Here is a 13962-nt window from a genome sequence, read left to right on the forward strand (position 1 = left end):
AATCCAGACATTCCCTATGCTCTCCCCCTGATCGACTGATCGGAACGCGGTGGGGAGCGGCAGTGCGCATCAATCTGCTCGGACGGTTCGAGCTCCAGGACGACCACGGCAGGGCACTGCCGCAACCCGGGCCGAAGCGGCGCGCGTTGCTCGCCGCGCTCGCCCTGGAGCTCGGCCGGACCGTTCCGGCCGGGCGGCTGACCGGCCTGCTCTGGGGCGCCGCGCCGCCGGCCACCGCCCGGTCCGCGCTCCAGGGGCACGTCACCGGGGTGCGCCGGCTGCTCGCGGCCGCCGCCGACGGTGCGGCGTCCGCCGGTGCGATAGCCGAGGACCCGGACGGCCTCCACCTGGTCTCCCGGGGCGACGGCTACGCGCTGCTCGGCCACCCCGACGCCGTCGACGCGCACCGCTTCGCGCGGCTGTGCGCCGCCGTCGACCGTGAGCCGCTCGCCGACGCCGCGGGCCTGCTGCGCACCGCGCTCGCGCTGTGGCGCGGCCCCGCCCTCGACGGCTGCGGCTCCGCCCGGCTGGCCGCCGAGGCCGGGCCACGGCTGACCGCCGCCCGGTGGCGGGCCGTCGAACGGCTCGCGGTCGAAGCGCTCGCCCGGCCCGGAGCGGGTGACGGCGGAATGCCGGAGGCGGTGGCCGAGTTGACGGCGCTGCTGGCCGCCGAGCCGCGCCGGAGGACCGCCGCCGTGCTGCTCGCCCGGTGCCTGGAGCGTTCCGGGCCGGAGGGCGAACCCCCGTCCGAATCACGGGAATTCATCGGCCGTGACGGTGAACTCGCCCGCCTGGACGCGGCCGTGGACACCGCCGACGGCCGTCCCCTGCTGCTCACCGGCCCCGCCGGCGTCGGAAAGACCCGGCTCGCCCGCGCCTGGGCGGACCGCCACGCCGACCGCTTCCCCGACGGCCGGCACACCGTGGACCTCCACGGCGACGACGACACCGCCCCGCTCGCCCCCGGCGCCGCCCTGGCCGTGCTGCTGCGGGACCTCGGCGCGGACGACCTCCCCGGCGACACCACCGGACGCACGTCCCTGCTGGGCGCGTTGACCGCCGGACGCCGGCTGCTGCTCCTGCTCGACAACGCCGGCTCCGCCGAGCAGGTCGAGCCGCTGCTGCCCGGTCATCCCGAGGTGCTGGTGCTGGTCACCGGCCGCGCCCGGCTCGCCGCCGGCCTGGTCGCCCGGCAGGGTGCCGTCCCGCTGCCGCTCGGCGCGCTGGCCCCCGCGGAGGCGGCCGGCCTGCTCGCCGCGACCGCCGGATCCGGGCGGATCGCCCGGGAGCCGGAGGCCGCCGCCCGGCTGGCCGCGCTCGGCGACCAACGTCCGCTCGCGGTCGGGGTGGTGGGCGCCCGGCTCGCGGCCGGCGGGGGGAGCGTCGCCGCGCTGGCGGCGGAGCTGGAACGGGAGCGGCGGGCGGGGCACGACGGGGTGGCGGCGGCCCTGCGGGTCGCCCGGCGGGCCCTGCCGCCGGACGCCGCGAGGGTCCTGGCGCTGACCGGCCTGCTGCCGGGGTCGGGCATCGACGCGGGGGACGTCGGCGCGCTGGGGGAGCTGGCGGCGCCCCGGGCGCGCGAGGTGCTGGCGGCGCTCGCGGCCGCCCGGCTGGTGGAGGAGGCCGGGCCGGAGTGGTTCGTGCGGCCGGGGCCGGTGCGCCGGTACGCGGCCGAACTCGCCGACGGGCTCCCGGCCGTGGAGCGGACCGCCGCGCTGCGCCGGTTGCTGGACGCATGGGCGGACACCGCCGGGGCCGTCTCCGGCGGACAGGGCGCGGCGGGGGACCGGGCCGCTGCCGCCGACTGGTTCCGCCGGGTGCGACCCGCCCTGCCCGCCCTGGTCAGGGCCGGAGCCGCGGACGGGCTGGACGCCGGCGTCTGGCGGCTCGCCCACGGCTGCGGGCCGCTGCACTACCAGGACGGCGCCCACCTGGACGGGTGGGAGGAACTCGCCCGGGAGGGCCTGGCCGCGGCCGAGCGCCTCGGGGACCGGGCCGCCCGGCTGCGGCTGCGCACCGATCTGGGCCTCGCCCTGGTGTCCCGCAAGCGCTTCACCGAGGCCGCCGCGGTCGCCGAACGGGCCGTCGCGGACGCCGGGGACGTCGAGGACGCCGCCGTCCGCGACCGCTGCCTCACCGCGCTCGCCGGCACCCTCGCCGCGTCCGGCCGCAACTACGACGCCATCGCCGTCCTGGAGCGCGTCGTCGCCTCCTGCGAGGCCGGCGGCGACGGGCCGGCGACCGCCCGTGCCCTGGACCACCTCGCCCACTGCCTGTACCGGGCGGGGGAGGCGGAGCGCGGTCTCGCCCACATCGACCGCGCCCTCGGCCTGGTCCGCGACCACCCCGGCGACCCGCTCCAGGGCACCCTCCGCTTCAGCCGTGCCGAGGCCCTGCGGGTCCTCGGCCGGGTGGAGGAGGCGCTCACCGCCTCGCGCGAGGCACTCGCCGTCGCCGAGGAGCGCGGCGACACCCGGCTCGCCCTCCTCGCCCTCGACTTCAACGGGGCCGTCCTCGCCGAACTCGGCCGCGCCGGGGCCGCCGCCGACTGCTGGCGGCGCGCCCTCGCCCTGCACACCGCGGAGGGCCGCACCGACCCGGCGCTGGCGCGCCGCCTCGCCGCGCTGGAGCCGTGAGGGTCGGCGGCGGACGGCGGACGGCGGACGGCGGACGGCGGACGGCGGACGGCTGTCGGTGGCGGCCGGTACGGTCACCGTGGCCGTCGCCGACGGCCGTCGGACGCCCCGGAGGACTCCTGTGCTCGCGCTCCACGCCTTCGCCACCTGGGAGCCGCTGCTGACGCTCCTGCGGGCCGGCCGCCCGGCCGCCCGTACCGGTGCGATGACGGGAAGCGTCGCGGTGGCGTCCTGGAGTCTGCCCCTCGACCGGGAGTCCGGTGACCGGGCGGCGGCGCCGGTGCAGCGTGCGCTCGTGGAGGCGGGGGTGCGGGAGGTGGTGTTCGCGGCGGAGACCGCACCGGACGGCGGGACCGTGCTGCACGTGTGCGAGACGGGCCCCGCCGTGGAGCTCCCGCCCGGCCCCCGGAGCCCGGGCCGGGGCACGCTCGTCCTGGTCGACGGCGCCGTGGCCGAGCCCTGGCGCCGCCGGCCCGAACCGGTGCCCGGCGCGGTGTCGGCGGCGTCCGCGGACCCGGAGCTGCTGGAGCGGACGCTGCGCGAGCGGCTCCCCGACGCCGTCGGCGTGACCGAGGAGGAGATCGCCGCCACCGAGGAACGGCTCGGCGTCGCCCTGCCCGAGGAGCTCAAAGCCCTCTACCGGGTGACCAGGGTCTTCCCGCCCGGACCGGACGGATCGGGGGACTGGGAGGCCGACTTCGCGGAACAGCAGGCCGCCGAGTCCGCCGTCGGATGCGAACTCTCCTCCCTGGAGCACCTGTTCACCTTCGGCCCGACCTTCCGGAGGGGCGAGTGGTGGCACGCGGCGACGACGGCGGTCGCCACCCCGCCCGGCGCGGCGGTCCAGGGACTCGTCGGATCGCCCGGCTGGATCGCCTTCGGCAGCAACGGGGGTGACACCTTCGCCGTCGACCTGACGCCCGGCCCCGGGGGCCACCTCGGCCAGGTCGTCCTGATCGGCCACGAGGAGAGCATCGGCGCCGAGCTGTACGGCGAGTCCCTGACCGGGCTGGTCCTGAACCGCTTCGAGCGCGGTGTCCGGGAGGCCGGCCCGCCGGAGCCGCGGCCGGCCGAGGTGACGGCCGAGGTGACGGCCGTGACCGGTGGCGGGCACGGGCCGGACGCGCTCGGGTCCGCCGCGCACCCCGAGCTGGAGGTCGTGCGGATCCGCGGCGGTGGCCGGCCGGGCGGCACGCCCCTCGGCCTCGCGCCGATCGCCGGGCTGCCGAGGGTGCGCACCCTCGTCGCCGGCCCCGGCACGCTCGCCGACCCGCTGGAGGTCGCCGGCCTGCCGGGGCTGGAGTACCTCGCCCTCGGGCCGGACGAGTGGCGCGTGCTCCTGGACGCCGGGGCGGTCCCGCCCGGGCTGTCCGCCGCCGCGGTCGAGGTGCGCGGCGACGAGCGGCCGTCGGAACTCGTCGCGGTGGCCAACGCCGTCCTCGCGCTGTGGGACCGGCCGCTGATCACCCGCACCACCGTCGAGGGTCGCCTCGGCCCGTCCGCGGCCGAGGGCCGATCGCTCAGCGGCGGGGACGGGGACGACGGCGGGGGCGGCGGCGGGGGGCGGTGAGGAGGGCGAGCGCGAGGACGAGGACGGCGAGGCCGGTCCAGGAGACGACGGTGAGGCGTTCGCCGAGGGCGGCGACACCGAGGACGGCGGCGACCGCGGGTTCGGCCAGCGTCAGGGTGGTGGCCGTCTGGGCGGAGGTGTGGCGCAGGCCCCGGCCGAACAGGCGGTAGGCGAGGAAGGTGGTCACCACGCCCAGGTGCAGCACCACGAGCGCGCCGCGCGGGGTGGCCGCCCAGCGGGGGTCGCCGGTCAGCAGCACGGGCAGCACCAGCACGGCGGCCGCGCCGAACATCGCCCCCATCACCCCGGCCGACGGGTGGCCGTGGGCGATCAGCCGGCCGCCGACCAGCGAGTAGACCGCGTAGGAGAGACCGGCGAGGGCCGCCAGCAGGACGCCGGGGAGGTCCATCGCGGTGCCGCCGCCGCCGAGTTGCGGGCCGAGGACCAGCAGGGTGCAGCCGAGCACGGCGGTCGAGGTCGCGCCCGCCCAGCGGGCGGTGGGCCGGGGGCCGCCGGTGAGCCAGGCCAGCAGGCCGGTGAAGACCGGGGCGCTGCCCAGGGCGATCACGGTGGCCACCGCCACGCCCGTCCGGGCCACGGCGGGGTAGAAGGTGACCGGGTACCCGGCCACGGCCAGCGCGCCCAGGAGCAGCAGCCGCCGTTCGCGGGGCGTGCACGTCCTGGGCAGGGAGCGGGCGGTGCGGTCGGACAGCAGGAGCAGCAGCCCGCCGAGGGCCAGTCCGGCGCAGCCGATCGCGGCCGCCGGGGCGCCGGCGGGGGCGAGGGAACCGGCCGTGCCGGTGGTGCCCCAGAGCACGGCGGCGGCGAGGACGGGCAGCGGACCGGCGAGGGCGCCGGGACGGCGGGCCGGTGCGGGGGTGGCGGGCGCGGTGCGGGAGCCGCCCGCGGGTGCGGGCGTGGAGGTGCGGTTCGGCACAGTCGTGGACTTCCGTTGTCGAATTCCGGGATTCCGGCAGGCGGACTGGATTCGGAACGGGCGCACGACACGGACCCCCGGCGCCCTTGCGGGCCGGCCGGGGTCGCGGGATCAGGCGTGCCGGTGTGTGCGCCCGGTCAGGCGGACAGCGGTGGCAGCACGACGTGCCAGTACGAGGTCATGCGGCGATGCTACCGTCCGCGCCGTCCCGGCCCGCGACCGGTGGTGAACGCGGGGCGGGGCGGCAGCCGTACTCGTCACCGTGACGGTGATGACCACAGGACGAGGTGCTGGCAAGCTGGCGGCCATGGCGGAAACGGCGGGTGAGGCAGGGGTCCGGGAACTGGTCGCGGGGTGGCTCGCGGCCGAGCCGGCCGAGGACGACGACGGCGGGCCCGGCGGAGGTGGGCCCGGCGGTGGGTGGGCGGTGCCACCGGCCGACGGGGCGGTGGTGGTCGCGGCCGCCCGGCGGCTGGCCGTGGACGGCCTGGGGCGGCGCGGTCCGCGCACGGTGGTCCCGGACGGGCTGCGGATGATCGCCGAGGCGCTGGTGGTCGACGAGCACCCCTCGGCGGCGCGGTGGACGGCGCTGGAGCGGGCACAGGCGGTGGAGTGGGTGGCGCTGCTGCTGCACCGCTTCGGCGAGGACGGCGTGGCCGTGCTGACCGCGGAACTGCTGGGGGAGCCCGGGGCGGCGGTCGTCGCTCCGGCCGGGGCGGCGGTGGCGGCGGACTCCCCGGCGGCGGACCGGGCGGACCGGGAGGCGGACCCCGGAGCGCCCTCAGCCCGCTAACGTCGCCAGCCGCTCGTCCAGCTCGCGGACGACCGTGGTGTCACCGAGGCGCCCGTACAGGCCGCGGGCCGCGCGCAGCGTGCCGACGGCCTCCGGGGCGCGGCCGGCCGCCAGCAGGAAGTCGGCGAAGTGCCGTTCGGCGACCGCGTGCAGATGGACGGCCCCGGCGAGGCGGCAGCGCTCCAGGGTCTGCCGCCAGGCCCGTTCCGCCTCGGCGGACCGGCCGAGCAGCTGGAGGGCGTGTGCCTCGTTGATCATCGCGGAGAGGTGGAAGACGGCCATCGGATGTTCGGCGAGCAGCGCGCGGGCCTCCCGGGCGCGCCGCAGCGCCTGTGCCGGCTCGCCCGCGAGGCCGTACAGGCCGGCGGTGTTGCTGAGCGCGTAGGGGGCGTGCTCGGCGTGGCCGTGCGCCTCCGCGAGGGCGATCGCCTGCTCGCCCAGCCGGACCGCCTCGGCCGGCCGCCCGCCGGCCGCCGTGGTCACGGCCAGCACGGTGAGGGCCTGCACCCGGACGGTGTCGTCGGTCCCGGAGGTGCGGTCGACCGCGCGCCGGGCCAGCCGGTGCGCCTCCGCCGTCCGGCCCCGGCCGCTCAGGGCACGGGCCGTGACGGCCTCCATCGCGGCGACGGCCGCCGGGTCGCCGGTGCGGCCGGCGGCGTGGAGCCCGGTGTGCAGGCAGGCCAGCCGGTCCGTGTGCCGGCCGACGCTGTAGTAGAGACCGTCGGCGCGGTAGGCGAGCTGCCAGGCGCGGTGCGGGTCGCCGGTCTCGTCGGTGGCGGCGACCAGGCCCCGGACGGCGGGCTCCTCGGCCTGGAACCAGTCCAGGGTCGAGCGGACGGTGGGGAAGCGGGGCCGGGCGGCGGGGCCGGTGCGGCGTCCGGGGGCGGGCTGGAGCAGGGCGGCGCCGTGGGCCACTGCGGCGAGGTAGTGGTCGGCCAGGGCTGCAGTGGCGGTGGTCCGCTCCGCCACCGGCCGGGCGTCGAGGAGTTCGGCGCCGTACAACCGGACCAGGTCGCAGCGGCGGTAGCGGCCGGGGGCGATCTCGGTGAGCAGGTGGTGCGCGGCGAGGGCGGCGAGCGCGCCGCCGGCCTCGGCGGGGTCGGCGCCGAGCAGCGCGGCGGCCGCCGGGACGTCGGTCTCCGTGCCCGGGTGGACGGCGAGCAGCGCCAGCAGATGGGCCGCGGTGCCGGGTAGATGACGGAGCGTCAGATCGAGTGCGGCGCGGATGCTGGTGCTTCCCCGCGTCTCCAGGGCCTGCAGCCTGGTGCGCTCGTCGGCGAGTTCGGGCACCAGATCGCCGATCGCCCAGGCCGGACGGGTCGCCAGCCGGGCGGCGGCGATCCGCAGGGTGAGCGGCAGCCGGCCGCAGAGCTCGGCCAGCCGGTCGGCGGCCTCGGGCTCGGCGGCCACCCGGGCGTCGCCGAGCAGGTGTTCCAGCAGGCGGCGGGCGTCCTCGGCGGGCAGCGGGCCGAGCCGCAGCGGGGCGGCGCCCTCGGTGACCACCAGGTCCTCCAGGCTGCTGCGGCTGGTGATCAGGGCCGCGCCGTGCGGGCCGGAGGGCAGCAGATCGGCGAGGTCCCGGGCGTCGCGGACGTTGTCCAGCACCACCAGCAGGCGGCGGTTGCGGGTCAGCGACCGGTAGAGCGCGGCCCGGGCCGCCCGTTCCCCGGGCAACTCGGCCTCCGGGACCCCGAGGGCGCGCAGGAACCGGGCGAGCGCGGCGGAGGGGTCGACGGGGCGGCCGGGGCCGAAGCCGTTGAGGTCCGCGAAGAGCCGCCCGTCGGGGAAGGCTGCGGCCGCGCCGTGCGCCCACCGCACGGCGGTGGCGGTCTTTCCGGTGCCGGGCGGGCCGACCAGGACGCCGACGCGTGCACCGGCGCTTCCTCCGCCCTTCAGCTGCTCGTCGAGGCGCCGGAGTTCGGCGGTGCGACCGACGAATCCGGCGGCGGGGCGCGGAAGCTGATCGGGTGCCGGTGCCGGTGCCGGTGCCGGTGCCGCTGCCGCTGCCGGTGCGGGTGCGGGTGCGGCTGCAGGTGCCGGTCGGGCGGCCGCGGGGCGGAGGCCGGGCTTGCAGCTCGGGAACAGGGTCGGCGTCGACGTCGCACGCGGCGAGCGCGGGGCGGCCGCGGTGGTGCTGTCCGGCAGGGGGAGGCCGATGATGCCCGCGGGCGCGGCGCCGCTCGGGCGGCGGGCCGGATCGTCGGAGAGGAGCCCGGACACCGCCGACCGCAGGGCGGCGCCCGGGCCGACGCCGAGATCGGCGGCGAGCCGGCGGCGGGTGCGGTGGTAGGTGTTCAGCGCGTCCCAGGGGCGGCCGGCCTGGCTCAGGCAGAGCACCAGCAGGGCGGCGAGCGGCTCGTTCCACGGCTCCGCCTCCAGCGCGCGGTCGAGTTCGGACACCGCCTCCGCGCCCCGCCCGAGCCGGAGCAGCCGCTCGGCCCAGGCCTCCAGTGCCAGCGCCCGGTCCTTGCGGAGGCGGTCGGCGAGCGCGTCGCGCAGGTCGGTCTCCGGCAGGTCGGCGAGCGCGGCGGGACCGTGCCACAGGTCGAGCGCCCGGCGCAGCAGCCCCGCCGCCGCCTCGTCACCGGCGGGGGTGCTCTCCGACGCGGCCCGGGCCACCAGCTGACCGAACAGCAGCGAGTCCACCGCGTGGTCCGGGCCGTCCAGCCGGTAGCCGGGCGGACGGGTCGACAGGACGAGGTCCGAGCCGGCGATCAGCTTGCGCAACGCGGCGATGTGGCCCTGGAGCGCCGCCCGCGCCTGGGCGGGGGGCGTGTCCCCCCAGAGCAGTTCGAAGAACCGCCCGACCGGGACGGTGCGGCCGAGTTCGAGCGCCAGCAGGGCGAGCGTGGCGCGCCGCTTGGCGGCGGCGGGCTCGACGGACCGGCCGTCGGCGGTCCGCAGTTCCACCGGGCCCAGCAGCCGAACGAACACGGATTCTCCCAGGTGAGAGCGGGTGGACGAGGGTCTCCGTCCCTGTGCGGGGCGCAGTCTAGCCACGCTGAAAGTGCGGTTTGTGACGTTCGGTGCACGGTTTCGGGAATGGTGGGGATCGGACCGTCAGGGGGTTGACGGGAGCCGGTCCGTCGTCCCCGCGGCGACGGGTCGGCGGCGGTCCTCCTGGTCGGGGACGACGGGCCGGGGGGCCGGGGTTGCGGCCCCGGGCGTCGGGGCACGGCCGGGCAGGTGTGTTCCGGGTGCAAACCAGAGGGGGCCCGGCCCGGGGGTCCGCCCGTCGGGAAGCGCTGTGGCGGGTGTGACGGGTGGTGCGGGCGGCCTCGCGGTGGACGGGCAGTGGTCCGGCCTGGGACCAGGGTCCCAACCGTGGCCGGCCGTCCGGTGCCGGGCGCCTGCCCGGCGGTTCGGGAGGTGTGCACGATGGGGAGGGCCCGCCTGCCCGAAGGGGAAACCGGTGCGCAGGGCTCCGTGGCCGCTCGCCCCGGTGCGGCGCACCGGACGGGAACGACCCGTGTCCGCTGTTCAACGGCCGGGGTGCGGCCGCCGGTTCACCGGCCGGTGCGGCGGCCGACGGCCCGTGAACCCGGGCCTCCGGATGCGCCGTCGACCAGGGTGGCGGGGCTGTGGCGGTTCCGCGGGTCTTCGACCGCCGGGAAGGGCGATCATGCTGCGAATGAACGGGCCGCTGCGGATCACGGTCCTCGACAAGGACGCCTACTACGAGCAGCGCGTGGTGGTGCACACCCCGTACGGCACCTTCGTGCTGGAGGGGCGGATCGGAGCCTCCCTGGACGTGCGGGCGGAGGAGTGGGAGCTGGAGCTCCAGCACTGCGTCCCCGGCGTCGGCTGGCGGCCCAACGTCCGCGTGCTGCCGTACCCGTGGCAGACCTCGCGGAGCGGCGCGCGCAGCCGGATCGTGCGCAGCAAGGACTGCGACTGGCCGAACGGCGACCCCACCGAACGCAACCTGATCCTGCGGCTGTCCGGAACGGTCACCGACCGCACGGGCGAGTCGGCGTCCCCCGCGGCGGGGCCGGCGCCGGGCACGCGCGGGGAGACGCGGACCAGTTCCGGCACGGACTTCGGAGCGGTGGGGGGCCGGGCCCCGGCGGTGCCGACGCACGGCGTGACTGCGCTTCCCGGCGTCCCCGCCCAGGCCGGGCGCCCGGTGACGGGCGGGGGCGAGGTGCCGGCCGTCGCCGCCGGGCACCACGTGGGCGTCGTCCCGGCGGTGCTCAGGGCCTGCGGGAACGTCCAGCCCCAGCCGGCCCGGCTGTCGATGGGCCGGGTGCTGCCGGCCGAACCGGCGGCACCCGTGGCCGCCATGCCCGCCGTCCCGGCGGTGGCGGCGGGCCCGGTCGCCCCGGTGGCGACGGCTTCCGAGGCTTGGGCGGTCGGCCGGTAGGTCGGGGTGGCCGTCCTGTTCGCTCTCGCCGGTGGCGGCGGCTTCTGAGGCCCGGGTGGGGTGGGGTGGGGTGGGGGGTGGTACCCGTAGCCGCTGGTCGCGCCTTCCCGGCGGTGGTGACGGTGCCTGAGGCGGGGTGGTTGGCTGGTTGAGTGGGGTTGGGGGGTCGGCGGTGGGGTTGGCTGCCGCGCCTCCCTCCCGGCGGTGGTGGTGGGCCGGGTCGCCCCGGTGGCGGCGGCTTGCGAGGCTTGGGCGGTCGGCCGGTAGGTCGGGGTGGCCGTCCTGTTCGCTCTCGCCGGTGGTGGCGGCTTCCGAGGCCCGAGCGGGGTGGTGAGGTGGTGGTGTGGATGGCCGCCACGCTCGCCCTTCTGGCGGTGGTGACGGCTTCCGGGCGGTGGTCGGCCGGTAGGGCGAGGTGGCGTTCGGCGGCTGTGGCTGGTCGGCCGTTGAGCGCCGGGCCTAAGGGTTGGTAAGGGCCTCGTCGGAGGCCCGTCGCCTCTTGAGCGGGTGGTGGCCGGCCAACCCGGCGGCCGCACTCGTGGTGAAGGCTTCCGAGGGCGGCCCGATGTCGTGTCGCCGGGTGGCATCGGGCGGTTGTGGGGGGAGGAGGGGGGACGCCGGCCGACGAGCGGGCCGGCGTCACTGCGGGTCGGGATCCTCGGGCGGCTCGGGGGTGGTGAGGGCGAGGCCCGGGGTGAGGTGGAAGCGGGCGGGGGAGTCCGCGCGGGGGCGTTCGGCCGGGGGCATGGCGGCGCGGCGTTCCAGCCAGGCGCGGAGGCGGGAGAGGGCGTTGCGGTTGCGTTCGGACGGGTCGCCGCCCGATTCGCGGAGGAGGACGCAGGGCGGGCGGTCGCCGTCGGAGGGGACCACGCCGACCACGGTGAACGCGGTTCCCGGGGGGAATGCGGCCTGGGGCGGGCTGTCGGTGGAGTCGAAGACGGAGGTGCGTCGGCCGGTCGCCGACCAGATGAGGAACTCGACCGAGGAGCCGGGGATTTCGGAGCCCGGGGCGGTCAGGCCGGCCAGGGGTGCGGGTTCGCGGAACTGACGGCCGGTGGGGTAGTGGGAGAGGACCGACTCCGGGTCCAGCGCCGCATCGGCCCCGAGCAGGACGGCACCGTGGTGGCTCGGGAGGCGGCGCAGGCCGGCACCGAGGCAGCGCAGGAACGGTTGCAGGGCCTCGTCGCCGGACCGTGCGGCGGCGACGAGGCCGGCGCGGGTGGTGGGGACGCCGGTGTCGGTGTGGTGGAGCAGGACGGCGGCCAGGTCGGGCTTGAAGTCGTCCTGGGCAGTGGAGCGCAGACCGGGGAGCCGGGTGGCGAGCTGTTCGAGGCGCCCGGTGCAGCGGTGGTAGTGGTCGCCGAGCAGGGTCCGGACGGCGTCGCGTTCGGCGGCGCCGGTCGCGGTCACCGGTGCGGGGCCGTCGTCGGGGCCGAACACGCGGGCGGTCGGGGAGGGAACCGGCGGAGGCGGCGGAGCCGGGGCAGCCGGTGCCGCCGGGGGAGGGGACGGGGAAGGGAGGGGCTCGGGCGCCTCGGCGGGCTCGACCGGAGGTGCTGGAGGAACCGGGGCCGCCGGGGGGACCTCCGGGGTGCGGAAGGGACGGGATTCGCCGCCGACGGTGCCCCCGCCGGCGGTGGCGACGGCAGGGGCGGCCGCGGGCGTCCGGCGGGGTGCCGGGGTGGCGCCGGCGGTGCTGCCGGTGGCGGGGGCGGCGGTGGCCCGGACGGGCGTGGGCAGCGGGACCGGCCGCGGCGCGGGTTCGGGCTCGGCCTGGGGTTCGGCCTGGGGCTCGGGGACGGCGGGCACCTGGTGGCGCACCGGCGGCTCGGCCTCGGCCTCCGGCACGGGCGGCACCCGGTGCGGGGCCGGGATCTCGGTGCGCGCCTCGGGGAGGGCGGCCGGAGCGGGGCGCATCGCGGCGGGGAGCGTCGGGGCAGGGAGCGTCGGGGCGGCCATCGGAGCGGGGCGCATCGCGGCGGCGGTCGGCCGGCCGATGCCGTACGAGACCGCGGCCACGGCGGGCGGCCCGTTCAGCGGCTGTTCGGTGCCGAGCCACTCCAGCTCGTGCATCCGCGCGACGAAGCGGCCGACGCGTTCGGCGGCGGGCTCCAGCAGCCCGTGCACCAGCAGGCCGAAGCCCTCCGCGCCGGCCGCCGGGAGCCGGTCGAGCAGGGCGCCGAGTTCCTCGAAGGCGTCGGCCGGCACCGGGCGGTCGCGCTCGCCGACGATCAGCAGCGGGCGGGCCGCCTCGGGGCGCCGGAAGCGCGGGGTGAGCACGTGCGGGGGTTCGGGGCGCAGCCAGAGTCCGGCGGGGACGGCCTCCAGCGCCCAGTACGGGAACGCCCGGAACACGGCCGGCCCGTCGGTCCGCCAGTCGGCGCCGCCGTTGCGCCAGGCGGCGGGGCTGGTGGGGGCGCCGGGGGCGGTGGCCAGACGCAGCAGGAACGGCTCCCAGCCCTCCCGGCCGTCGCGGTCCAGGACCCGGGAGGTGGGGCCGCCGGGGCCGAGCACGGGCAGGCCGATGGCGGCCTGCACCGGCCGGGCCGTGCGGGCGGCCAGTGCTCCGCTGAGCGCGGCGAGCTGGTCGGGGGCCGCCCAGGGGGCGCTGACCAGGGGGCGGTCGGTGCCGAGCGGCAGGGCGAGCACGGCCTCGGTGAAGTCCTCGGGCAGCAGGACCGGCCGGGCCGGGGTGCCGATGAGGACCACGGCGTTGCCGGGCGGCGCGGCGGCCAGCCGGAGGCCGGGCAGCGGTGCGGTGGACGGGTCGGCCGGGTCCGTGAGCCAGAAGCCGGCGGGCAGCCGCAGGACCCGTACGGCCTCGGCCCGGCCCCTGACGGCGGCCGCGGAGTGCGCAGCGGCCCCGGAGGCCGGAGCGGGCGTGGAGGCGACGGGGGCCACGCCGGCCGGGGCGGGGCCGGGCGGTGCCTCGACCGGGGCGGCGGTGCCCAGGGTGCTGTGCAGCCGGCGGGGCGCCTGGCCCGCCTCGCACCGCCACCACGAGGACGCCTCGACCGCGCCCGCCGGGTCGGTGACCTTGAGGTTGCCGGCCGGGGTGATCTCCACCAGACCGTCCGGGGCGACGACCGGCACGCCCGCGCGTTCGGCGACCACCTCGGCGGGCCGCCGGCCGTTGGGCGCGAGGGCGGCCAGCCCGGAGGCGGCGAGCACCAGGTGGGCGGCGCCGCGGGCGCGGGCGATCACCCCGAGGTCGGCCATCCGGTCGCGCAGCACCTTGGCCGAGTCGGGGGCGGCGGCGACCACGACGACGGCGTCCGGGACGGGCCGCAGGGCGCCGATCGCCGCGGTCAGCTCGTCCTCGCGGGCGGTGGACGCCGCGATCACGAAGTGGGGCCCGAGCGCGCGGAGCACCGACGGGCCCGGGCCCGGCGCGACGGCGGGTGCGGTGGCCGACCCGACGCCGGACCCGTTGCCGGACACGGTGGCCGGCAGCGCGGGCCGGGCCGGTCCGGGGGCGGGCGCGGGCACCTCGGCGGGCGCGGGCCCGGCGGGCAGCGCGTGCTGCGGCCCGCGCCGGAATCCGAAGCGGCGGCGGGGCTCGGCCGGGGGCGCGGGCTCGCCGGAGCGCGCACCGGTGCGGGAGAGGCTCATCGTCCTGGACTACGGCCCCCACCGCGCCCCCGGTTCACCGCCCGCCGAACC

7 protein-coding genes are annotated in these 13962 nt (G+C 78.9%); 4 read left to right on the plus strand and 3 right to left on the minus strand.

What is annotated here, in order from left to right:
• Nucleotides 1–62 precede the first annotated feature (62 nt).
• Nucleotides 63–2636 carry a BTAD domain-containing putative transcriptional regulator gene (locus ACFXAM_RS09905; protein WP_380289304.1) on the plus strand — a complete coding sequence of 858 codons (2574 nt, stop codon included), beginning with the start codon at nt 63–65 and terminating at the stop codon, nt 2634–2636.
• Nucleotides 2637–2757: 121 nt separating this feature from the next.
• The gene (locus ACFXAM_RS09910) at nt 2758–4206 is read left to right on the plus strand and encodes an SMI1/KNR4 family protein (RefSeq protein WP_380289306.1); all 1449 of its coding nucleotides are present in this window, start codon (nt 2758–2760) and stop codon (nt 4204–4206) included.
• Here ACFXAM_RS09910 and ACFXAM_RS09915 read toward each other — a convergent pair.
• Complete coding sequence (locus ACFXAM_RS09915; protein WP_380289308.1) at nt 4157–5143, minus strand: EamA family transporter; 987 nt, start codon at nt 5141–5143, stop codon at nt 4157–4159. The genes ACFXAM_RS09910 and ACFXAM_RS09915 overlap by 50 nt on opposite strands.
• A gap of 271 nt (nt 5144–5414) precedes the next feature.
• Between ACFXAM_RS09915 and ACFXAM_RS09920 the strand changes: the two genes are divergently transcribed.
• Complete coding sequence (locus ACFXAM_RS09920) at nt 5415–5936, plus strand: hypothetical protein (RefSeq protein WP_380289310.1); 522 nt, start codon at nt 5415–5417, stop codon at nt 5934–5936.
• Here ACFXAM_RS09920 and ACFXAM_RS09925 read toward each other — a convergent pair.
• Nucleotides 5925–8870 (minus strand): BTAD domain-containing putative transcriptional regulator, encoded by a 2946-nt coding sequence (locus tag ACFXAM_RS09925; protein WP_380289312.1) that lies wholly within the window; start codon nt 8868–8870, stop codon nt 5925–5927. The two genes, ACFXAM_RS09920 and ACFXAM_RS09925, sit on opposite strands and share 12 nt — an antisense overlap.
• Before the next feature lie 688 nt (nt 8871–9558).
• Here ACFXAM_RS09925 and ACFXAM_RS09930 point away from each other — a divergent pair.
• The gene (locus tag ACFXAM_RS09930) at nt 9559–10299 is read left to right on the plus strand and encodes a hypothetical protein (RefSeq protein ID WP_380289314.1); all 741 of its coding nucleotides are present in this window, start codon (nt 9559–9561) and stop codon (nt 10297–10299) included.
• Nucleotides 10300–10938: 639 nt separating this feature from the next.
• Here ACFXAM_RS09930 and ACFXAM_RS09935 read toward each other — a convergent pair.
• Nucleotides 10939–13911, minus strand: a complete 2973-nt coding sequence (locus ACFXAM_RS09935) for a hypothetical protein (protein ID WP_380289316.1) — start codon at nt 13909–13911, stop codon at nt 10939–10941.
• Nucleotides 13912–13962 lie beyond the last annotated feature (51 nt).

Origin of the sequence: Kitasatospora sp. NPDC059462 (genome assembly GCF_042749955.1) — a bacterium.
GTDB lineage: Bacteria > Actinomycetota > Actinomycetes > Streptomycetales > Streptomycetaceae > Kitasatospora.